Raw genomic sequence first — 21,913 nt, 5'->3', positions numbered from 1 at the left:
CCGGACGGAGCTCTTAGTTTACAAGGCACCGTCCGGGTACGGACAATTTCGGACGCGGTGGTCACGCAAGCAATTGCTTGAGCAGTTTGTAATCGGTCTTGCCGGTGCCGAGCACGGGGATTTCTGTTACCGTGATCGTTCTGCGGATGTTGTGCAGGGCGGAAAACCCTGCCCGGCGCAGCCTGTCGTTGATTTCGTACCGATTAAGCTTACGGGTGGAAAACAGAACTATCTCCGGATGGCTTTCATCACCGGTGGCCTCCACCGCAAGTTCGGGCCCCGCCTCGTGGCGTATCCCCATTTCATTAAGAAGCGCGTCTTCAATGGCGGGCAGGGAGATCATTTCTCCGCCAATCTTAATGAACCGCTTCCTGCGCCCGCAGAAGACCAGGTGGCCGTCTTCGATGCGGACGTAGTCGCCGGTCTGGTACCAGGTCTTGTCGTTGAATCGGCGGAATCCGTTGCCCTTGTCCTGGTTCAGGTAGCCGTTGAAGACACTGGGCCCCCTTACCAGCAGCAGCCCCCGCCCGCCTTCTTCCACCTCCCGGGTGCAGTCGTCGTCGACCAGGACGTACTCGATGGACGGCAGTAGTGCACCGATGGTGCCCTCGCGGGGATCTTCCGGTACGTTGATGCTGACCAGCGGAGAACATTCCGTGATGCCGTATCCTTCACAGAGTCTGGCGTCGGGGTTGACTGCGCAAAGCGCCTTTCTGGTGCGGGAAGGACATTTCTCGGCACCGGTGAAAACCAGGTTTATCGATGACAGCTGTTCTGTGGTCCCGGCCTGCAGGATGTTGCTTAAAAACGTGGGAGTGGTGATGAGCATAGATGCCTTATAGCTGTCGATAATGTTGGCCAGGATAACCGGCTCCGTCGGATTCGGATGGTAAACGGTCTTCAGTCCCAGACACAGCGGGAGGATGATCGTTCCGACCAGGCCGAGGGAATGGAACGGCGGGAGCATTCCTGCCAGCCTGTGACTGTTGTCAAGTTTTACCATCTTGCTGAAATCGTTCATGTTGGCGAGAATGTTTGCATGGGTGAGCGGGACCGCTTTGGGCATCGATTCGGAGCCGCTGGTGAAAAGCACGGCAGCGGTATCGCCCACAGGCTGGCGCAGAAGGCCTTGCGGATAAAACCGTGCCCGCAACCACGCGCCGGCTTTTTCAGCGAGACCGATATCATCTTTTATCTTTTCCAGGTGAAGCCAGGTAATCCCCAGCGAACAGAGATCTATCTCCTGCTGTTCCTCGATCCGCTCACAGAGCTGGGCCGAGGAGATGATGTGGCTGACCCTGGTCTGTTCGATGCCGTGGGCCAGGTTTTTCAACCCGACCGTCCAGTTGAACAGCACCGGGGTTTTGCCGCTGAAAAGTGCGGCCAGGTAGACGATGGCAGAAGCCGTTGTCGCAGGGAGCATGATGCCTATAGATTTGCCCGGCAGATTTTGCAGCAGCGGACGCAGGGCGAAGATTCCGGTCAGGACGTCGCGGTAGGTTTTGACTCCGGCAATCCGGTCGGCGATGATTGGCCGGTCCGGGGCTGTAACCGCTTTCCTGTAAAAAACTTCGGCTATGGTTAAGCCGTGGCAACAGGTGAGGCTTTCTTTGTTGTCATTAAACCATTCTGGTGGAATCTGAGTATTCCCGGCCTCGCTGTTGTGCTGCAGCCTGCCAGCTGCGGCGAGAATGCAGTCGTTGACGGTTTCGAGCGCACCCGGGTTGTCAATAGTCGCCCCATATTCGTTTTCGATCCAGCTGCTAAGCTCCATGGTGGAAAGAGAGTCGAGACCGAGATCCTGCGCCAGCCGGAATGAGCCTTCCGCTTTGATGCCGGCAAGCTCTTCTATTTTTGCAGTGACCAGATGCTGTATGGAGGGCGCGATGTTCCCGGGTACTGCAACGCGTTTTGGCGACACGTTTTCAGCAACAACCCCGGGCCTGCTCTTCTGCCACCAGTAATAGGGTACCTGGATGCTGGGTGCGGTTCTCTCGTTGTAGTAGTCTTCGAGACAGCGGTTGATCTGGGTTTTTCCGGTGCAGCCGGCAAGCCGGTGATCTTCACAGACTTCGACGGTGACTCGCCGTTTCGGGGCAAAGAAAAATCCGTTTGCCACTATTGATTTAAGATGGTTGACGATATTTCCGGTTAAAGACGGAGGACTCCCCGACCCGTGACTGAAGCTGCTCCCCCAGAGTCCGGTGGTCCGTACCAGGGCGATCCTTATCCCCGGCGCATTGTCGAGGATATATTCCACCCCCGAGTTGGCCCCGAGGTCTTCCCGGCCGGTCCGTAACAGACGACCGGAGGGGTAGAAGAGGATGTTGTTTCCTTCATTGAGGCAGGCAACGACTTTGTCCAGTCCTTCTTTTACCCGCTTTCTTCCCGATTTAACGTTTTTGGCAAGATCGGGAATGGTGATCGGTTTTACGGGCTTGAGCAGGGTGCGGAGTATTGGCTTGTCCACCTGGTTCTCGTCGGACAGCGGACGGGGGGAGAAACCGGGTATCAGGACCGACATGACGATGACCGGATCGATGAGGGCCGGGTGGTTGGGCAGGAACAGGATGCCGCGGTTATCGTCGGTGTCTATTGTGTCAAGGCCTTTCACCTCGACCCGGTAGCGCAGCGCCAGGACCGCCCTGAGAAGCCGGGTCGCCAGTAGCCGGTTCAGATCGACGAAGTTCGAGCCAAACAGGCCGAACAGCAGGGCGGCACCAAATGCTGCCGCGCTGAGTAGGACCATGAACGATGTCGGCTGCAGGTGTTGTGCGCCGACGTTGAACAGAAAACCGGAGAGCAGGATTGCGGTAAAGGAGCTGAAGCCTGAAGCGGCGAGCACCCTGCCTTTTTCTTTGGATTCGGGGCGAACCTGGAGAAACGAGGTGACCGGAATAAGAAACAGGCCTCCGCCGGTACCTGCCAGTGTCAGGGCCAGGGCCAGCCATCTCAACTTGAAGCTGTCGGCCACAAATAGACTGCAGCCGGCCAGAATCAGGCCCAGCGCCATGACAAGCCCCGAGAGTTGCAGCGATCTCGACCAGCGGTCAAGATCGACAATTTTTGCGGCGGCAAGAGAGCCGGCGCATATGCCCAGCATCAGGCATACGCTGAGAAGACTGGTCTCGGTCTGGCTGAACCGGAACTGTTCAATGCCGAGGCTGTTGATGACCAGGATGGTAATGGAGGCGATAAAGTAGAACCAGGCGTCGGCTGAAATTGCGAGCAAGAGCTCCCTGTCTTTGCTGATCTCAACCAGGTCTTTTATGGAATTGTAGGGACCGAGCCAGGGAAAAGGCTTTTGCCCGGACGCTTTCTGGCGGTGGGCGATGAACAGGCTTGCGGCAAGCCCTGCCAGGGACACCGCTACGGTCACCGCCGCAATGACCAGGATTCCCGGTGAGGGGGCGAATGTGTTGTATTTCAGGTCCAGGGAAAATCCGGCAAGCGCTATTCCGGCTAAAATGGCAACGGTGGTTGCAAGTTTGAGCACGGCATTGACTCTTGGTACCGATTTTGTGGAAAAAATCTCGGGGATGGAGCCGTTGAGGGCTGGGCTGAAAAAAGTGGACTGCAGTCCCATGAGAAAGACCATTGCCAGGATGCACGGCCAGTTGCCGGTGATAAGGCCGGCGGCTCCTATGAGCATGGCACCGAGTTCAACAGCTTTGGACAGGATAATCATCCTCTTTTTCGAAAACCTGTCGGCGCACCATCCACCGTGCGCAGAAAAGATAATAAAAGGCAGCGAAAAAAGCATTGCGGCCCAGCCCTGGAGGTGGTTAAGGCTTGCAGCAACGGCGAGAAGCATCGCCGCCTGCTTGAAGTAGTTGTCGTTAAAAACGCCGAGGCAGTAGGTTGCAGCCATGGCGATAAAGGAAGGTCGATTTTCAATTCTGTTTGTCCCGGCCATTGTCTTTCTCCTGTGGGAAAATGTGTTTTTCATGAAATGGTTGACTGGGTTGTGAAAAGCATGATCCGTGCCAACAGAATGTATTTCTTAAGTTGTTGAAATCGTGCGGTAAAAAAATAAACATGCGGTTGTTTTAATAGCTAAAGGCACAGCCGGTGTACATTTTGTGTTTTGTGGTGTACATGCAATGTGCGGCTTCCGGTGTCGGCAGGGAAAATCGATTAGGCGTTCCCTTCAATATGGTTGACTCCGCAACTTGTCGACAGGGATTGCGGTTTTCTTGCGGTCCATCCATCTCATGACCAGGGCTGCCGCGCCGCCGCCGATAACCCCTCCCGCATGGGCATGGATAATCGGCGTGCCGAGATAGCCCTGGTGCGACGACAGCAAGAATAGATCGCCGGTATAGAGCTCAGCGAAACTTTTGGCCAGGCTGAGCAGGCAGAACAATCCTCCGAAGATCCTGGCTCCCCGGCCACCCGGCTGTTCCTGTTTTTTCGGAAAAAGCCACAATATGCCGGCCATGAACATCAACCCGTGTCCGATTCCGGAAAGTCCGCAGAAGCCTGTCAGGCGAATAAGCGGTGAAAAGAGGACTGAAAACAGGAGACTTGAGAGCTGGCAGAAAAGTGCGGCGCCAATTTTTACGGGTGCCGGTATGTCCATTGTTCTGAGCAGTACCACTGTACAGCTGCCGTCAAGCAGCAGGTGGTACCAGCTCACGTGGACCAGTGAATGGGTGAGGATGCGGTACCACTGTCCGGCCATCACCGCGTCATGGCTGTAGATCAGGGCCGAAGGGGCCACTCCCCTGAACAGGTGCAGGTTGCAGCCTGCCAAAAGGAGTGCTCCAGCAAGATAGATCCAGTGGTTCTGCACTGTTTTCAGGTATCGTCTCATGGCACCGGTCTCTGGTTGCGGGTTATTTTTTCCTGGCTGTGCAAAAGATGATACCGGCGCAGGCCACCAGGAACATCAGCGGGGAGACGGGTCCTGAACCGACACCTGGAGAAGGGCTGCCGGAGAACATCTCGCCGTTTTCGGTCTTGTCCGCCCGATAGTTGTTAACACCGTGCAACGCCTTGTGCTGTTGGGCCGTCCTCTCGCGTGCGACCCTCTGCCTGTTGGATTGCAGGGGTGTCTCGCCATCCGTGGTGAGGTCGTGGGCCACCACCATTGAGGTGTAGTCGGTTACCAGGGAGTATTCGACCCCGAGGTTTTCCATGTTCTGCCTGCGGTCTGTCGTCTCGCCGAAGGTGTCGATTTCGTCCTTGATCTGGTCGATGGCCGACAGGGCCCACAGACGTTCGAGTTCCGGGTTTTCCGTTGCGATCTCGGGCAGAACGGTCCTGCATAGCCACGTTTTTGGCGACCCCGATATTTTGGCGCTGAAATTAATCGTTACCGGTCCCGGCCTGGTGTACTTGCCAAACAGCACCAGCTGTTGGCCGCGGTAAAGAGAGCCGATGACCCTGGGCGTAACCTCCTTGACTCCCCCTCCGGAAAACGATATCTCAGCCTGGTGCAGGGCCTGGTAAAACAGTTTGTTCTTTGCCTGCAGGATACGACCGTAGATATCGTCGCGGGGGGAAATATCCATGGTGAATCCTCCCGAAGCCCTGGTCAGTTTGTCGAGCAGCCCGGTGTTGGCGCTGTTGCCGATGATAAAGGTAAAAAGCCTCAGGTCTTTTTCCTTTATGAGCGAGAGAAAACTCTGGTGGTCGGTTTTCCCGACATTGGCCACCCCGTCGGTAACCAGGACCACCGATGTGGTCCGCTCCCTGTCGCTTCGGGCCAGCCCCTGGCGGAGTCCCAGGTGCAGGTTGGTCCCGCCTCCGGCACTGACACTGTTGAGGCGGCCGGTTATCCGGCTGATGTTGTCCGGCGTTGCGTCGACAAACCCCCCGGTCAAATCGGTTGCGGAGTTGTTGAAAGTGATGATACGGAAACGGTCGGCTGCGGCCATCTTGCTCAAGGCCTTGGAAATGCCTCTTACAAGTGTGTCGATCTTGTCGCCCGCCATCGAGCCTGAGATATCGAGGATAAAAACCCAGTCGGTGCCTTCGGTGATTTCCTGAAGAGATGCACCGGGGGTGACGGTCAGCATGAAGGTTCCCGGCTGTTTGTTGTTCTCCCGGTAGGGAACAAGCTCGAGCCGGGCCGGTACGGAATCGTCCAGCCGATAGTAGAAGACAACATCCTGCTCCAGGGTCGCGCCGTTTTTGTTGGTAAAAGCGGCCCGGTATTGCTCGCCCGCCTGTTCTTTTTCGTTTTGCAGTTTTTCAATGGTTGCCAGTTGCGAGTAGCCTGGCAGCCTGATGTCCTTGACAGGCTGGGCCGACTTCAGGAGCAGGTCGAAGGAGAATTCCTCAAGGACGGCGGAGTCGACGGACCAGAACGCGATCCTCTCGTCGTCCACGCCACCTTCACCAAGAGGATAGACATATCTCCCGACATTGAGGTCGATGGTCAGGGGTTGGTAGTAGACCAGGCGGACCCTGGTTTCAGCCATGGCCTTTACCGGATAGACCGATACCTTGAAGCTCATGTACTGGTCTTTTTCTGATAGTGCGGTCTGGTGCCCCTGTTCCTTTTCTTTTTCATAGACCTGTTTCGCCTTTTCCCTGGCCAGTACCTCGCCGATAACCTCTTTCCCGTCGATCCACAGGCTCAACTCCGACAGGCTGGCTTGTCTTGGCACCGGAAAGGTATAGAAAGCTTCAAGATCTTTGTCCCTGGTGTTGACGAAGACCTGGTCGACTTCCGTTTTGGCGAAACCGTTGTTGATGATTACCGACACCTTGTGCGACTTGATGGAAATGTCAGAATCCTTCCCGTTTTTCGGTTTCAACAGTCCTGCTCCACGGGCGGATTGGCCAAACAGGATCAGGATGACCAGAATTGCTATGGCGGTGGCCGCTGCGCTGAAAATTGAACATCGGTGGTTTCTCTTGTCCATAACATCCTCCTTGAAAATGGTTGGTGGTTGTCATGGTTACAGCACGAATTGTGCCAGGGAGTTAATGTCTGATAACGTTTTAAAATAATGTGAAAATAAAAAATGTGGCGGAGTGGGCTCATATTTTATTGCCTGGTCATGTTCATTTTATGTAGTATGTCTTGTACAAAATATGAACACAGGGAGCAGCGATGAAGCCGTCTGAGAGGGAATTTTTTACAACTGTACGTGAGGCGATCTTTGCCAACCCGTTTGGCCCAAAAAGGGTAGAGCTTGACCGTAGTGCGGCAAGAATGCCGGAAAATGCGGCGCTGGCTGAAATTCTCGATCGCCTGGTGGCAAAGGTGGGCGGGACGATTGCTGCCGTGGAGCAGCGGGACGGGGGGCGAGCTCTTGGCCGGGATGATCTTGAGTTGTTGAAATTCGGTAAGCTGTTTTACATCTTCCACCTGTTCTGCGACCGGTACGACGAGCATATCCGGACCCAGATAAAGAGTGGGGAAGAGTGCTGCCGGCTCAACTTTGGCCGGGACGTCATGTCGATGCTCCACAACTCCGGGATACCCGAGGTCGACATTGTCCGGTTCGTGTCGCTTTTTTTTCAGATGCGGCGTGCCTATTACTTTATCAGCAGGATCGCCGGAAAGAGCGATTGCGTCATGGAGCTGCGAAGAACCTTGTGGAACAATGTGTTCACGGGGGACATTCGCCTCTACGACAGGTATCTCTGGGACCGGATGGAAGATTTCTCGACCATGATCCTGGGGGAAACCGGTACCGGCAAAGGAATGGCGGCTGCGGCGATTGGCCGGTCCGGTTATATTCCCTACAACGATAAAACCCACACTTTCAGCGAGAGTTTTGCCAAAACATTTGTCTCGATCAACCTTTCCCAGTTTCCTGAGCAGTTGATAGAGTCCGAGCTGTTCGGTCACAAAAAAGGTGCTTTCACCGGCGCGGTGGAAAACCATCACGGCATCTTCGCCAGGTGCAGCCCCTGCGGCGCAATATTTATCGATGAGATCGGCGATGTCGCGGTGCCGGTCCAGATAAAGCTGCTGCAGGTTCTTCAGGAGCGGAGCTTTTCCCCGGTCGGTAGTCACCGGCAGGAGAAATTTTCCGGCAGGGTTATTGCGGCCACCAACAAGAATTTGGAAACTTTGCTGAAAACCGGTGAGTTTCGGGAGGATTTTTATTATCGGCTCTGCTCCGACGTCATAGAGGTTCCGCCGCTCAGGCAGAGGCTGGCCGAGAACCCGGAGGAGCTCCGGGAGCTTCTCGATGTGGTAGTGCGCCGCATTACCGGGGAGGAGTCGGATGAGCTCATCGAAAAGACCTATGATTATATCCTTCGCCATCAGCCGGAAAATTACCAGTGGACGGGTAATATCCGGGAGCTTGAGCAGTGTGTGCGAAGGTTTCTTCTGAAAAACAGCTATGACTGGCAGCAGGCCCATCCGGCTGACAACCGTGCCGGGGTGACGCTGAATAACAAGCTGACCGCCCAGCAGTTGCTGGCGCAATATTCCGCCTATCTCTACCGGCAGCACGGAACCTATGAGGAAGTTGCCAGGATAATGGATCTTGATCGGCGGACGGTCAGGAAATATATCCAGTCACAAGGCAGCTGATCACAGCTTTTCCGCTCCCTGCTTTGAAAGCCGCCATATTCCCGGGCTGGGCCCGGATGGGTGCCTCCTGCACCGGAGCCTATTTCTTTATTAACCTATAGACAAGCAAGATGATGAAGGCGCCGGCCGTTGCGGTCGCAATGCTCGGCAGGCTGAGTCCTCCGGTGGTGCCCAGTCCGACAAACGACCCGGCCCATCCGCCGACAAAAGCACCACCGATTCCCAGGCCTATAGTTAAGAAAATGCCGCCGCCGTCTTTGCCGGGCATAAGCAGTTTAGCCAGTGCTCCGGCAATAATTCCGAGAAAAATCCAGGAAATGATGTTCATTATATCCTCGTTGTTCTGGGATGATGAGTTTCGTTGCGGGTGTCGCCTAGGCGATCCCTTTTCCGCTTACACAGTAACAACGAAAAAGAGGTCCGGCAACCGCATGATGTGTCAAATATGGTAAGATTTCGGTAAGTTTTGGCTGCTGTCGCCCGAGGATCCCCTTTCTTACGGTGTTGATTCTTAGCGTTAATGCATTGTGGGTTTAGCAGAAAATTCATGGAAATCAACCGACGATCATATATGTTGACAGGATGATGTTTTGCTTTGCCTGGCAACTTCTCCGGTCACGAAGAAACATGCAGAGTGTTTCTACGCGGGCAGAGCCGTGGTGGCGGCTGTTGATATGGTGGTGTGGTTCGTTTACAGTAGTGGAGAAGAGATATTGACATGGTTACAGAGGGTGGTATTCCTTTTGGATTGAAACTCTGGCCATGCAGGTATCACCCTCAAATAAAGCTTTGCGTCAACTGCGGCGATCCTTTTCCGAGAGGTTTATAGTGTGAATATGTTATCGCGGCCGTCTGCTGCCGATATTGTTTTTTTCAACGGAACGGTCTTTTTACCCGGCGGCTCTTCTGCAACTGGGGTTGCGGTCGGGAACGGTACGATCTTGAGGGTTGGCGGCGACGAGGAGGTGCTGTCTCTTGCCGGTTTTGAAACGGAAAAAATTGACCTGGACGGCCGTCTTGTGGTGCCCGGATTTATCGATACCCATATCCATTTTTATGAATGGGCCAACAACAGGAGCGGGTTGCAGCTTGATCGGCTTGCAAGTCTTGAAGAGCTGCTTGGGCGTTTGAAAAAAGCGGTCGCTAGAAGAGAGCCCGGAACTTGGATTGTCGGCCAGGGATGGAACGAGACGGAGTGGGACAGTCCCTCCACGATCTCCAGGGACGACCTTGACAGGATCGCTCCGAAAAATCCCGTTTTGCTGTGGCGGTGCGACCTTCATCTTGCGGTAGCCAACAGTATGGCCCTGAAGTTGGCGGGAATCGATGGCGGCAGCGCGGACCCGGCGGAGGGGAGGATTGAGCGGGATACTTCAGGCCGGCCCACGGGAGTCCTGCGCGAACTGGCTATAAATCTGGTGCGGGAGGTTGTGCCCCCGCCTGGCCCGGATGAAATAAAGGGTGCCTTCCTGGAGGCGATGGCGCAGTTGCACCGAAGGGGCATTACCTCCATCCACGACGTCCGGCTGATGGCCGACAGGGATGGCGGTACCGCCCTGCAGGTTTTCAGGCAGCTTGAGGAGGAAAACAGTCTTGACCTTCGCTGCTGGGTTGGTCTGCCCGGCGAACGGCTGGATGAGTGCATTGAGCTCGGGCTGCGGACCGGTTTCGGTAGTGACCGGCTGCGGCTGGGACATGTCAAATATTTTGCCGACGGCGGGGTGGGGGCTCGAACCGCCTGGATGGTCGATCCCTATCGTGATGCGGAGTGCGGCATGCCCCTGGCGGATATGGAGGTACTGGCACAGGAGATCGGTAAGGCCGACCGCAACGGCCTTGCGGTAATGGTCCATGCCATAGGCGACCGTGCCAACCGGGAAGTCATTTCGATCTTTGAAAATCTCGAAGACAGGCGCAGGCTTGACCGTTACGGGTTGCCCGGTGTTCGTCACCGGATAGAACATGTCCAGGTGATTCAGCCGCGGGATATAGCGCGGCTGCGGCGTCTGCCCCTGGCACTGAACGTGACCCCGGCTAATCTGGTACTCGATATAAATCTTATAGAGAAGGCGCTTGGCGAGAGAGGGGCGTGGGCCTATTGTATCCGACAGCTGGTCGACACCGGCTTGCCGGTCATGTTCAGCTCCGACTGTCCTGTCTGCGACCCCGACCCTCTTGCCGGGATACGGGCTGCGGTTTTCAGGCAGCGCAGCGACGGAACTCCCGCAGGCGGTTGGTATCCTCAGGCCAGGGTGGCGGTGGAAACGGCGCTGCGCTGCTATAGCGCGGTGCCCGCAGATGTGCACAACGCTCCCTGCCTGGGGGTGATCGAGCCCGGCCGCCGCGCCGACCTGGTGGTGTTGAACCGGAACATCCTCTCCGGCTCTTTATCGGCGTTGTCTGAGGCAACGGTTGACATTACCGTTTTTGACGGCAGGATTGTCTTTTGCCGGTAAAGAGACAGGCCCGCCTGCGCCGGGCGGCTGGAGCTGGGCGATTTTTATCGATTATTCATCCGGAACTGGCGGTAATGGCATGAAAAAGGTTCACACCATTTAACCGCGCAGGCACCGGTACACAAGAGATCAATCGGAAGACGTGGTGATCTCCTTGAGGGTGTCGATGACCGCCCTGGTGTCGACGTTGTCGGCGGTGAACGGCTGGCCGATTTTTCCCAGCAGTACGAATCTGTTGATTTTCCCGACTCTTTTCTTGTCGTTTTCCATGGCCTTGAGCAGCTCTTCGGTGGACAGACCGGGAATGCGTACCGGCAGGCCGACCCCTGCAAGGACGGTTTCCAGACGCTGCTGCAGGTCGGCACCGCAGTGACCCAGCCGGGCGGAGAGATTGACCGAGGCGACAAGCCCCATGGCCACCGCTTCACCGTGGCGGATGGTGTAGCCGCTCACCTGCTCGATGGCATGGGCGAAGGTGTGACCGAGGTTTAACGAGAACCTGATGCCCCGGTCCATGGGGTCTTCCCGGACGATGGAAACCTTTACCTGGATAGCCTGGGCGACCAGGGCCTGCAGTTCAAACAGAGACGTGTGGAGGGTGGCCGCCTCGGTGTGCCAGTCGCCGTTTATCACCTTTTCCAACAGGTCGGAGTCGGCGATAAGTCCGTGTTTGATCACCTCGGCCATGCCGGAAATAAATTCCCGGTGAGGCAAGGACTGCAGCAGGGCGATGTCCGCGATGACAACCGACGGCTGCTTGAATGCGCCGATCAGGTTTTTCCCCCGGGCCAGATCGATACTTGTTTTGCCGCCGATGCAGGTGTCGGCCATTGCCAGCAGGCTGGTGGGACACTGGATCAGGTTTACCCCCCGCATATAGGTGGCGGCGACAAACCCGGCTATGTCGCCCACCACGCTGCCGCCCAGTGCCATTATTGTCCCTGAACGGTCAAACCCGATATCGAGCAGCTGGTCGTAAATATCCTGGACGGTGGCAAGGGTTTTGTGCTGGTTGCCGACCGGAATGGTGATGATATGATCGACCTCGCCGCAGCTCTGGCCGTAGAGTTCGTTTACGGTGGTGTCGGTTATTACAACCAGGGGGCCCGGCACCTCGGCAAGCTGCCTGACGAATGGCAGTATGCCGCTTCCCACCACATAATCGTATGGGTGGGCCGGGTGGTCTATGGAAATCCGTTTGGGATGTTCCCTGAACATGTCAAGCAGGTGGCTGGTGACTTCGGCCGGGTCCTTGTCATCGGTGATAATTTTCTGGAAACGGTTGTAGCCCTGCTGACGTTCTTTTAATAGTTCGACTATGTGCTCGCTCGGGTTGGGGACTTCGAGCAGAGGCCTCGTGTGTTCCTTGTCTTTCTTGATCCTTGACAGAATCTCCTGCGGGGTCGCCACCAGACAGAACACCCGCCCTTTCTGGCTCAGGGCGGCGGCATTGGCGGGATCGAGCATAAGTCGGCCCCCGGTGGAAATGACCAGCCCTTCCTGCTGTCCCAGCTCCCTGGCGATATCGGACTCCATTTTCCTGAATGCGGCCTCTCCATGCTGACGAAAAATTTCCGGTATGCTGATGCCCTGCCGCTCCTGTATAAGTTCGTCGGTATCCACAAATTTTCGGTTCAGCTCCGATGCCAGCCGCTTGCCGACAGAGGTTTTACCAGTGCCCATGAACCCAGTCAGTACTATGTTCTGTTTGTCGTTTTTCTGCATGATTCTGTTTTGTTGTTCGGTTTATGTTGCCCTGCGGTTGGAAATAGATTGCCGGTATCTAGAAAGGATGCGGCTGTTTACCGTGATATATATCCGGCAGCAGCATCAAAGTACAGGGTTCTTGGAAAACATGGGTTGCGTTTTCCCGGGCAGACGCCCGGGGCTGTAAAAATGTCGTGTACTTCACGCTGTAAGAGGTACATAACATTGTTTGTCTTCCGTATCAACATCGTGTTGTCGAATCAGGCGGGTTTATGGACGGGGGGCGACTGTTCTGCGGGGGTGGGCCTGACGCTGTCGGCTGTGCCGCGGTGCTCAGGTTGCAGTGTGTTGGTTGTTCTGCTTTTGCAATAATGGCTACTGGTTGACCGCCATGAGAATCCTGCTTTTCTGATCGTTGTGGCAGTTGTCCCGGTCAGCGAAAAATCTCCTGCTCGCCTCGAGTGCTCTTCTGGCGTATTCGAGACGGCCGTACCGCTTTATCCGCCTGTCGTTGGGAATCTCAAGGGAGAAAGGCACAGTCGGAACAGAGTCGAGTATCTGTTTGATATCAATTCCACCTTCGCCGGGATAATAGCGGTCTGCACGGGCAGTATGAATCACCCCTTCGACACTGTCTGGATGCTTCGCCGGAGCATCGCAGAGGTGGATGAAGTTGAACCAGCTTCCGGGCAGTTGCCGGAGCAGTTCAAGGCTTGAGCGTGAGCGGTCGAAATGGAGGGTGTCCACCAGCACTCCCGCGTTGTCTTTATCGACAGCCCTGAGAACATCGACGGCAGCTTTCAGGTCGGGCGTTTGTGTCCACGAAGGAAATTCAAGATTGATCGTGAGGTTGAAGGGTGCGGCGAGATCGCAGAGTCTTGCGAACCTGTCGGTGGCCCTTTTCCGGTCAGGATCCGGGAGCTGGGCGATAACCCCTTTAGCTCCCAACTCCGCTCCCGCTTCGAGGAACCCGAGACAGGATTCGGGTTCGGTGAGTGGATCGAGTCTGATGAGTTCGACGTCGAGAACTAAAATTCCGGTATCTGCCAGGCGCGCCTTGGTTTCTTTCATCAGTTTTCTGTCTGTTACCAGCTGGTAGTGCTCTTCCTCGGCGGTAACCGGGGTCATTCGTATACTCACGTAGTCGTATCCGGCCCTGGCGGCGATATCGACCAGTTCCGGAGGGGTGCAGCTGAGAGTTGTGAGGTGGGCAAGAGAAAATTCGTGTGTCATTTGCTTTATCTCCCCGACTGGGTGTCTTCTGGTTGTCGTGATTGGAATTTCACATCGTGTCCTGTTGGGTGGAATTATGTTCTTTTGAAAAGGATATAAAAAGAGACATAGAATGTCAATAGTAAAATTCTTTACAAGAGGATGGTGTTCTTTCAGGAAGGATGTTGTGGTGAGGGTGAGCTTGGAGCCAAAAATACCAAATCGCAGCGCGTTAGCGGAAAAATACGCTAAAAAACAGTTGACAATGACAGGATAGATGATATCCTGTCTGTGAATACAGTATTCTGTACAATAGGACTTTTGGTGTTTGTCCGATAGGGTAAAATTTCCGGCCTGGCGGTGACGATGGAGATATTACTGCCGATTTCGTTTCTATCTTGTCGATATCAGCGGTGGGCCGCCCTGGTGATCGGTTGGTTTTAAAAAGCAACAGAGGGGAAAATGCCCGAAGTTGAGAGGTCTGTTGCTTGAGATGATGAAATTAATCTCTTTATAAACATTGGACTGTCGGGTGGTATCACCGGAGTTGGTACGAAAGGAGGAGCAGTGAAAGCGGCACTTTTAACTGATATAGAAACATTGAGTGTGGCAGAGGTCGCAAAACCGGTTCCCGCCGCAGGCGAATTACTGATACGGGTGAAACTTGCAGGAATCTGCGGTTCCGACAGTTCGTTGTTCAGGGGCAAGTGCAACGTTCCGTTTCCGGTAATCCCGGGACATGAATGTGTAGGGGTAGTTGAGGAAATCAACGCTCCGGGGTCAAGATTTGTTGTTGGACAGCGAGTTGTCATCCAGCCCAACCTTGCCTGCGGCACCTGTACTATGTGTTTGAAGGGGCTCAAAAATGTGTGTCGCAGCAAAGTCAGGCTTGGAATAGATCGAAACGGTGTTTTTGCCGAGTATGTTACGGTTCCCCAGTCGTATGTATGGAACATTCCGGACGGTCTGCCCGACGAAGTAGCTGTCTTTGCCGAACCTCTTGCCGTTGCCAGGCACGGCCTCGATTTTGCCGTGCCCAAAAAAAACGACCGGGTTCTCGTTTTCGGGGCGGGGGTGATTGGGCAACTGGTACTGCAGCTTGCCTTGCTTACTACCAGAAACATAGTGGCCTGCGACCTGTCCGACAGCCGGCTCGAACTGGCAACCCAGAGCGGTGCCAGAAGCGTCAAGGGGTGTGAAAGGTTGTCAGACGATTGCCAGGCCGGATTTGAAATCGTCTTCGAGACCAGCGGTTCACCGGCAGCGCTCAGCCAGGCGATCGATCTGGTGGCACCGGGAGGCACGATCGTACTGTTCGGGCTGCCGGCGGCAGGCCATGAAATCAGAAGCGACGTTATTGTTCGAAAGGAAATCAGAATTTTGGGGTCGATTATCTATGTCGATGAATTTCCGACGGTGATCGAGCTGCTGGCAAATGGCAGGATCGCGACCGCCCCCCTTATCAGCGATACCATCGATCTTGAGGGACTTGCGGAAAATCTGCACAACTTTTACCAGCCCAATCGCATCAAGACCCTGGTGCGGATTGAAAACCGTTAACGTTGAACGATCGTAGAAAAAAACAGGAAGAACAGGGTTGGCAAAGATGAATGATCCGGACGCTATTGTATTGGAAGACGAAACATTACGGGACGGGCTGCAGGTTGAAAAGAGAGTTTTTTCGCTGGAGGAAAAACTTGAATTATACCGGAGCCTGGCTGCTGCCGGGGTGAAAAGAATTCAGGTCGGCTCCTTTGTCCATCCGCGTCTGGTTCCCCAGATGGCCAACACTGATCAACTGATCAGGGAGATAACTGCCCGGGGGGGTGGAAGCGAAACCGAGCTCTCTGCGCTGATCCTCAACGCCAGGGGGCTTGAGCGTGCCCTTGACTGCGGTATCGGACATTTGAGCATGTCGGTTTCCGTAAGCGACACCCACAGCCGGAAAAATGCCGGCAAATCGGCGGAAGAAGCGCTTGGCGCAATGACCTCTCTGATTACCGGGGCGATTGACAGGGGCATGGAGGTAAGAGCGGGTATTCAATGTGCTTTCGGCTGCGTATATGAGGGGAAGATAGCTGTGCAGTCGGTGGAGGAGGCGGCCAGGCGGTTTGTTGATGCGGGCGCGAGGGAAATTAATCTGGCTGACACCACCGGCATGGCAAGTCCAGCCGGTGTCGCCGATCTGGTTGCGAGAATATCGACAAGATTTCCGGAGGTGTCGATATCCCTTCATCTCCACGATACCAGGGGACTCGGGCTGGCAAACATGTATGCGGGGTATCTTGCCGGCGTCAGGACGTTTGATGTCTGTGCCGGAGGGCTGGGCGGCTGCCCCTTTGTCAAGGGCGCTGCCGGCAATGTTCCGACCGAAGATGCGGTGAACATGTTTTCTTTGCTGGGCCTGGATACAGGGATTGACATAGAGGCTATTTGCACTACAGTGGCAGCATTGGAAAAAATTCTCACCAGGCGTCTGCCCGGCAGAATGAGTATGGTTCTTGCTTCAGGAAAACAAAATGGCTGCTAAGGAAGATAAACAGAGCAACAGTAAGCAACTTGTCGATGCCGTAGTTCGGGCTATGGAGATTATGGACTGTTTCAGTCTCCAGGAGACAGAGTTTTCGCTCAATCAGCTGTGTGAGCAGACAGGCATGTACAAAAGCCGTATCCATCGGCTCTGCGGAACCCTGATAGCTACCGGGTACCTGGTAAAAACTTCGCGTTCGAACTATCGCCTCGGCCCCAAACTGATGGTGCTTGGAAAAGCATACGAAAAGACCAATTCCCTCAAGTCCATCGCCGAGCCGCTGATGAGGCAGCTAAGTCTTTCCACCGGTCTTTCCAGCGCCCTTTTCGTTCTCGACGGGATGAAATGTATCTGTATGGCGCGTGAGGTGGGCACCACCAGGCTGGTGTATGCGATAAACGAAGGGGAGTATATGGAGCTTACCCCCACCGCCGCCGGAAGAGTGCTGCTCGCCTATGCCGATGAAAGCTTTGTCGAAAAAGTGCTGGAACAGGCCGAGTATAAAAAGTTCACTGAAAAGACCATAGTTTCCGTTGATACGATCCGGCAGGAGCTGATTGAAATCAGGAAAAGAGGCTTCGCTTTCAACATGGAAGGCCGGGAAGAGGGAGTTGCTGCCATAGCCGCACCGATATTTGATTTTGAAAAAAATGTCCAGGCGGCTGTTGCCATAGTCGGCCCGGTTCACCTCTTCAACAAAGAGGAGTATGAACAACGTCTGCTTCCGCCGCTGCAAGATAGCGCCGGTGAAATATCCCGCCTGATGGGCACCTTCTGACAACCCCGATCCGTAGCTGTATTCCGGTTGTTTGCTAGCATCGGACTCTATTTACGGCAGCTCCTGCCACCGTGCAGCAATCAAGGCCGGTTCCTTTCTTTTGGCATTGGAAATCGTTTCCGGGAATAAATTTTCTTTAACATGCAGCTTTTTTTTGTTATACGTTATTCCAAAAAGGAACAACGTATAACAAAAAAATGAAAACAGTGGGTAATCACCTAACCAGCGGACAGATGATGGACGGAAAAAGCGTGCCGGGAACGGATGAGATGCGAAAGATAATGGGGTGGGAGATCTCTTCCATCACCGCTGTTGAATTACTGCGCAGGCTCGACCAGACGGGCTCCATCAACAGTGCCGCCAAGGCGGTGGGGCTGAGTTACAAGTCGGCCTGGCAGAAACTGGAGCAGCTCAACAATATAGTTCCCTATCCGCTCGTCAGCAAACAGACGGGGGGAAGCGGCGGGGGCGGTACTGTCTTGACCAGGGAGGGCCGAGAGCTGCTTCGCCATGTCCGGCTGCTGGAAAAGGAATTCGCCCGGTTTATGGAGTTTTTTTCGGGCGACCCGGAGGATGCCCTCGATACCCTGAAGACTCTCAGGAGGCTGGAAATGAAGATAAGCGCCCGTAATGTGTGGGCAGGAAAGGTTGTGGAAATAGAGCAGGGTGCTGTCAACTGCGTGGTGAACATCCAGCTCAAGGGGGGGGACAGGATCAGCTCCGTGATAACCGACAACTCGGTCAGGCGGTTGGAGCTGGCGCCGGACAGCGAGGTGATGGTGATAGTCAAGGCCTCCTGCGTTCTGCTTGGCAAAGATACTGACCCGGCCAAGATTTCCGCAAGGAACATTCTTGTCGGCACGGTCGGGAATATTGTTCCCGGCGTCGTCAACGACGAGGTGACCATTGATCTGCCGGGGGGGAGCGCGGTAACGTCCATTATCACGTCCTCAAGCGTCAGGCGTCTCGGGTTGAAAGTGGGAGATCCTCTCACGGCCGTTATCAAGGCGACCGATGTGCTGCTGGCCATTGTCTAGGTTTTCCGGTTTTGACCGGCTGATTGGTGTGAATTGCAAACTCTTTATCTGTACGAGGGAAATGTGAAGAAAATCAAAATCCTGCTCTGTATATTGGCTTTGTCCCTTTGGTGCCATGGGTTTGCCTACGGGGAATCGCTTTATGTTTCGGTTGCCGCAAGCATGACCGATGCTTTCAAAGAAATTATCAGCGCATACCCCGGGGACGATCCCGACGACAGGATCCTGCCCAATTTCGCTTCTTCCGGATCCCTCGCCAAGCAGATTGCCCAGGGGGCGCCGGCCGACCTGTACGTGTCGGCCAACCCCAAGTGGATGCGGTTTCTTGCGGACAACCATATGATCGATGAAGCAACCCGTCGGATTTTCGCATTCAACAAGCTGGTATTTGTAGGCCGCTCGGGGGGCGGGGTGTCGCAACTGGCACAGCTGACATCCCTTGAAAAAATCGCCATCGGTACCCCGCAGAGCGTACCCGCTGGCCAGTACGCCAAACAGGCGATGGAGGGTGCCGGAATCTACCAACCCCTCAAGCGGGACAGGAAGCTGGTTATGGCCAAAGATGTCCGGCAGGCGTTACTGTATGCGGACCGGGGGGAGGTCGACGGTGCCTTTGTGTACAGAACCGACGCGCTGCTTGCCCAAAACGCTGCAGTGCTCTTTACCGTCCCCGATGAGTTGTACGACAGGGTGTCCTACCCGCTGGCGCTGACGGTCAGCGGCTCCAAAAAAGCTTTGGCGGTATCGTTCTATGAATTTATCGGTTCGCCGCAGGTATCACAAATTCTAAGTAAATACGGTTTCGAACCCGCCCGGTGAGAATATAAGCAAAACAACCACATGTGAAAATGTTTTCCCTTACTTTCGATGATATCACCGCCATAAAGTTATCCCTGCAGGTGGCGACCAGTGCGACGCTGCTGGCCCTGCCGCTGGGATATGGTGCGGCCTATGTGTTGGCTTTCAGCAACATGCGGGGCAAGGCGCTGCTGGAAGGTCTGATAAACCTGCCTCTTGTTTTGCCGCCGGTGGTCATCGGCTATCTGCTGCTGCTGTCATTTGGCAAAAACGGCTGGCTCGGGGCAATACTGGGGCGCATTGGCATCAATGTTATCTTTACCCTCAAGGGGGCGGTAATCGCGTCCGCGGTGGTCGGTTTTCCCCTTCTGGTCCGCTCCATCCGGATCGGTATGGAGAGTATAGACCGCCACTATATGACCGCCTCGAGAACTCTTGGCGCCGGATGGTGGGATACCCTGTTCAGCATAACCATCCCGCTGTCGTACAAGGCGACCCTCGCCGGGATGACGCTTATGTTCGCCCGCAGTCTCGGCGAGTTCGGGGCAACCATTATTCTTGCCGGCAATATACCAGGCGTCACCCAGACCATTCCGCTGGCGATCTATCAATATACCAGTACGCCGGGCGGAGATGCTATGGCCCTCAATCTGTGCATGGTCTCCATTGGGCTGTCGTTTACGGTACTGCTGATCAGCGAAGCCGCTAACCGGGCGATGGGAGTCAGCCGTGCTTCTTGAAGTCGATTTAGAAAAGAGATTTCCGGGGTTCGGCAGCCGGGTGAAGTTTACCCTGACAAGTTCCAGGTGCGGTGTCTTCGGTCCGTCCGGCAGCGGTAAGTCAACGCTTATGAATATGCTGGCCGGACTGGTCGACCCCGACAGGGGATTTATCAGGCTCAACGGCAAGACCCTTTTTGACAGCGACCGTAAAATTAACCTGCCCCCGGAAAAACGAAAAGTAGGAGTAGTTTTTCAGCATGCCCACCTGTTTCCCCACATGAATGTGCGGAAAAATCTCTACTATGGCATGAAAAGAAGGAGGTCCGGCGGGGGGGATATCGATCCCGGACAGCTCATCGCCGTGCTGCAGCTGGAGAGGCTGCTGGATCGCAGGGTGACGAGATTGTCCGGCGGGGAAAAGCAGCGGGTGGCGCTTGGCCGGACCATCCTCGCATGCCCCGACCTGATCTTGATGGATGAGCCGCTGACCGGCCTTGACGGGCAGCTGAAATACCAGATTATCCCGCATCTGCAGCGGGTGTTCAATGAATTTTCCATCCCTATACTGTTTATCAGCCACAGTCTGCATGAAATGAGGATGATGACGGACGATGTTCTGGTTATGCATGAGGGGGCGGTGGCCAGGCAGCTCACTACCGAAGAGCTGGCCCGGGCAGAGGCCTGCACAACTGGCGGGGGGTACATCAACCTGCTTGAGCTCGACGTCGACAGGGATCATGGAGACCTGCTGAGTTACCGCTGGGGAGAGGTCGAGCTGATGGTGGTGAAGAGCCACGCCGCCCCCGAAGGCGGCAGGTTCAGCCTGAGCAGCCGTGATATTCTCCTTTTTAAAAAACATCCGGAGGCGGCCAGCGCCAGGAACATGCTTGCATGCACTGTTCGCAACACCTATACAACCGAATGGCTGGTGGGAGTTGAACTCGATTGCCGGGGCAACAGCCTTATTGCCGAGATTGTGCCGCAATCGGTACATGAACTCGACATCAGGCCAGGGGCCGAGGTGGTGGCTGTTATGAAAGCTTCGGCTATCAACAGGCTGTATTGAAGTGTTTTCCGGAACTCCTGGTGGATAGTCCCAGCCTTTCAGCGTCGAAACTGTCGGTGAGGTTGTTGCTGGGGTGAGCGGCCTCTCTACTTTGGACCGTTGCCAAATGCAGACTGGACAGCCTGTTGATCCAACAGTATATTTACCTGGTTGCTCAGGTTGTTCCGGCAACAGGGAAAATCACTTGAACAGGGAATAATATAGTCTGAAAAAAATGAAAAATTCCAATGGGATAAACTATAAAAAAGGGGACAGGAAGGGGCAGTCTACTCCTGAAATTGTCGCCAATAAGATAATCGCGCAAATTGAATCGGAAGAATTGATTCCCGGCCAGAAACTACCTCCGCAGAATGAACTGGCCAAAGTGTTCGGTGTCGGTACCTCCTCGGTACGGGAAGCGATCAACGCTCTGCAGATAATGGGATATGTCGAGGTGGCTCACGGCAGAGGCATGTTTGTTCGCGAGGAACTGCCTTTGAACCAGACTATAATATCAACCATGGAGGATGATTTAGCCAACGCATCCCCCTATGAACTCTTTGAGCTGAGAGAGCTCATAGAGTGTCATATGGTAAAGATCGCCTGCCAGCAGATCGACAGCAAGGGGATCAGGCGTCTGAAACAGATAGTTGAAAAAATGCGCGCCGGCGTCGATGAAAAAAAAGAGTATATAGACGCGGACCTGGAATTCCATGTGGCAATCGGCAACACCGTCGGATTCAGGGCTGCCGGAGCCATGATCAGGATGCTTCATGAAATGATGCATAAAAACCTTGATCTCGCAGTGTATTCTCAGACATCGCAATACCGAAAAGATGCGACGGACAGCGTCGAGGAGGTCCTTGAGCATATCATCGAGGGCGAGGAATTTCATGCGGTCAGGTGTATGCGCAACCACCTGAACCTGCCCCGAAGAGCTGTTGCGACTAAAACGAACCGCGACAAATATATCACCGGCGAAGATTAAATGAGAATTGTTCGGCTCAAGATATCAATGGTGGCGCATCGTAATCCGGCGGGATGACCGGATCGATTTCTTGCTCTATCATGTAGACTTCACCGCCATAAAGGTTCTGACAAGCCTGACTGACAATAGTGCGG

The 21,913-nt window shown here is 54.7% G+C and carries 16 protein-coding genes; 10 read left to right on the top strand and 6 right to left on the bottom strand.

Annotated features, from left to right (window positions below; genetic code table 11):
• Nucleotides 1–61 precede the first annotated feature (61 nt).
• From BLQ17_RS02805 to BLQ17_RS02795, 3 genes are all read right to left on the bottom strand, one after another.
• Nucleotides 62–3,916: an MFS transporter gene (locus BLQ17_RS02805; protein WP_176761053.1), complete on the bottom strand. Its 3,855-nt coding sequence runs from the start codon at nucleotides 3,914–3,916 to the stop codon at nucleotides 62–64.
• A 234-nt stretch (nucleotides 3,917–4,150) separates the two neighbouring features.
• Nucleotides 4,151–4,816 (bottom strand): rhomboid family protein, encoded by a 666-nt coding sequence (locus BLQ17_RS02800; RefSeq protein ID WP_092219570.1) that lies wholly within the window; start codon nucleotides 4,814–4,816, stop codon nucleotides 4,151–4,153.
• A gap of 22 nt (nucleotides 4,817–4,838) precedes the next feature.
• Complete coding sequence (locus tag BLQ17_RS02795) at nucleotides 4,839–6,875, bottom strand: VIT domain-containing protein (protein ID WP_092219568.1); 2,037 nt, start codon at nucleotides 6,873–6,875, stop codon at nucleotides 4,839–4,841.
• A gap of 191 nt (nucleotides 6,876–7,066) precedes the next feature.
• Here BLQ17_RS02795 and BLQ17_RS02790 point away from each other — a divergent pair, with 191 nt between their 5' ends.
• Nucleotides 7,067–8,506: a sigma-54-dependent transcriptional regulator gene (locus tag BLQ17_RS02790; RefSeq protein ID WP_092219566.1), complete on the top strand. Its 1,440-nt coding sequence runs from the start codon at nucleotides 7,067–7,069 to the stop codon at nucleotides 8,504–8,506.
• A gap of 79 nt (nucleotides 8,507–8,585) precedes the next feature.
• Here the strand turns inward: BLQ17_RS02790 and BLQ17_RS02785 are convergent, their stop codons facing one another.
• On the bottom strand, nucleotides 8,586–8,834 hold the full coding sequence (locus tag BLQ17_RS02785) for a GlsB/YeaQ/YmgE family stress response membrane protein (RefSeq protein ID WP_092219564.1): 249 nt from the start codon (nucleotides 8,832–8,834) through the stop codon (nucleotides 8,586–8,588).
• Between the two features lie 508 nt (nucleotides 8,835–9,342).
• Between BLQ17_RS02785 and BLQ17_RS02780 the strand changes: the two genes are divergently transcribed.
• Nucleotides 9,343–10,962, top strand: a complete 1,620-nt coding sequence (locus BLQ17_RS02780; protein ID WP_092219562.1) for an amidohydrolase — start codon at nucleotides 9,343–9,345, stop codon at nucleotides 10,960–10,962.
• Between the two features lie 129 nt (nucleotides 10,963–11,091).
• Here BLQ17_RS02780 and aroB read toward each other — a convergent pair whose 3' ends face one another.
• Both aroB and BLQ17_RS02770 read right to left on the bottom strand, forming a co-directional pair.
• Entirely contained in the window at nucleotides 11,092–12,687 is a 1,596-nt protein-coding gene (aroB, locus tag BLQ17_RS02775; protein ID WP_092219560.1) for a 3-dehydroquinate synthase, read from the bottom strand.
• Nucleotides 12,688–13,044: 357 nt separating this feature from the next.
• Complete coding sequence (locus BLQ17_RS02770) at nucleotides 13,045–13,902, bottom strand: sugar phosphate isomerase/epimerase family protein (protein WP_092219559.1); 858 nt, start codon at nucleotides 13,900–13,902, stop codon at nucleotides 13,045–13,047.
• A 546-nt stretch (nucleotides 13,903–14,448) separates the two neighbouring features.
• On the opposite strand from BLQ17_RS02770, the gene BLQ17_RS02765 reads away from it, so the two are divergent.
• The 8 genes from BLQ17_RS02765 (at nucleotide 14,449) to BLQ17_RS02730 (ending at nucleotide 21,779) form a co-directional block, all read left to right on the top strand.
• Nucleotides 14,449–15,441 (top strand): zinc-dependent alcohol dehydrogenase, encoded by a 993-nt coding sequence (locus tag BLQ17_RS02765; protein ID WP_092219557.1) that lies wholly within the window; start codon nucleotides 14,449–14,451, stop codon nucleotides 15,439–15,441.
• 46 nt (nucleotides 15,442–15,487) lie between these two features.
• Nucleotides 15,488–16,411: a hydroxymethylglutaryl-CoA lyase gene (locus BLQ17_RS02760; protein ID WP_092219555.1), complete on the top strand. Its 924-nt coding sequence runs from the start codon at nucleotides 15,488–15,490 to the stop codon at nucleotides 16,409–16,411.
• Nucleotides 16,401–17,189 (top strand): IclR family transcriptional regulator, encoded by a 789-nt coding sequence (locus tag BLQ17_RS02755; protein ID WP_092219553.1) that lies wholly within the window; start codon nucleotides 16,401–16,403, stop codon nucleotides 17,187–17,189. The genes BLQ17_RS02760 and BLQ17_RS02755 overlap by 11 nt, the downstream gene beginning before the upstream one ends.
• Nucleotides 17,190–17,422: 233 nt before the next feature.
• Nucleotides 17,423–18,226, top strand: coding sequence for a TOBE domain-containing protein (locus BLQ17_RS02750; RefSeq protein WP_245694948.1), 804 nt, complete (start codon nucleotides 17,423–17,425; stop codon nucleotides 18,224–18,226).
• A 63-nt stretch (nucleotides 18,227–18,289) separates the two neighbouring features.
• Complete coding sequence (gene modA, locus BLQ17_RS02745) at nucleotides 18,290–19,045, top strand: molybdate ABC transporter substrate-binding protein (RefSeq protein ID WP_092219551.1); 756 nt, start codon at nucleotides 18,290–18,292, stop codon at nucleotides 19,043–19,045.
• Nucleotides 19,046–19,074: 29 nt separating this feature from the next.
• Entirely contained in the window at nucleotides 19,075–19,764 is a 690-nt protein-coding gene (gene modB / locus BLQ17_RS02740; RefSeq protein ID WP_092219549.1) for a molybdate ABC transporter permease subunit, read from the top strand.
• Nucleotides 19,754–20,812, top strand: coding sequence for a molybdenum ABC transporter ATP-binding protein (modC, locus tag BLQ17_RS02735; protein ID WP_092219547.1), 1,059 nt, complete (start codon nucleotides 19,754–19,756; stop codon nucleotides 20,810–20,812). The genes modB and modC overlap by 11 nt, the downstream gene beginning before the upstream one ends.
• A gap of 214 nt (nucleotides 20,813–21,026) precedes the next feature.
• Entirely contained in the window at nucleotides 21,027–21,779 is a 753-nt protein-coding gene (locus tag BLQ17_RS02730; RefSeq protein WP_092219545.1) for a FadR/GntR family transcriptional regulator, read from the top strand.
• The last annotated feature ends 134 nt before the right edge of the window (nucleotides 21,780–21,913 follow it).

The sequence above is a fragment of the Desulforhopalus singaporensis genome (assembly GCF_900104445.1).
In the GTDB taxonomy this organism is placed as follows: Bacteria; Desulfobacterota; Desulfobulbia; order Desulfobulbales; family Desulfocapsaceae; genus Desulforhopalus_A; species Desulforhopalus_A singaporensis.
Note: the sequence above shows the minus strand (reverse complement) of the source record. Positions and strands in the feature narration are given on the sequence as shown.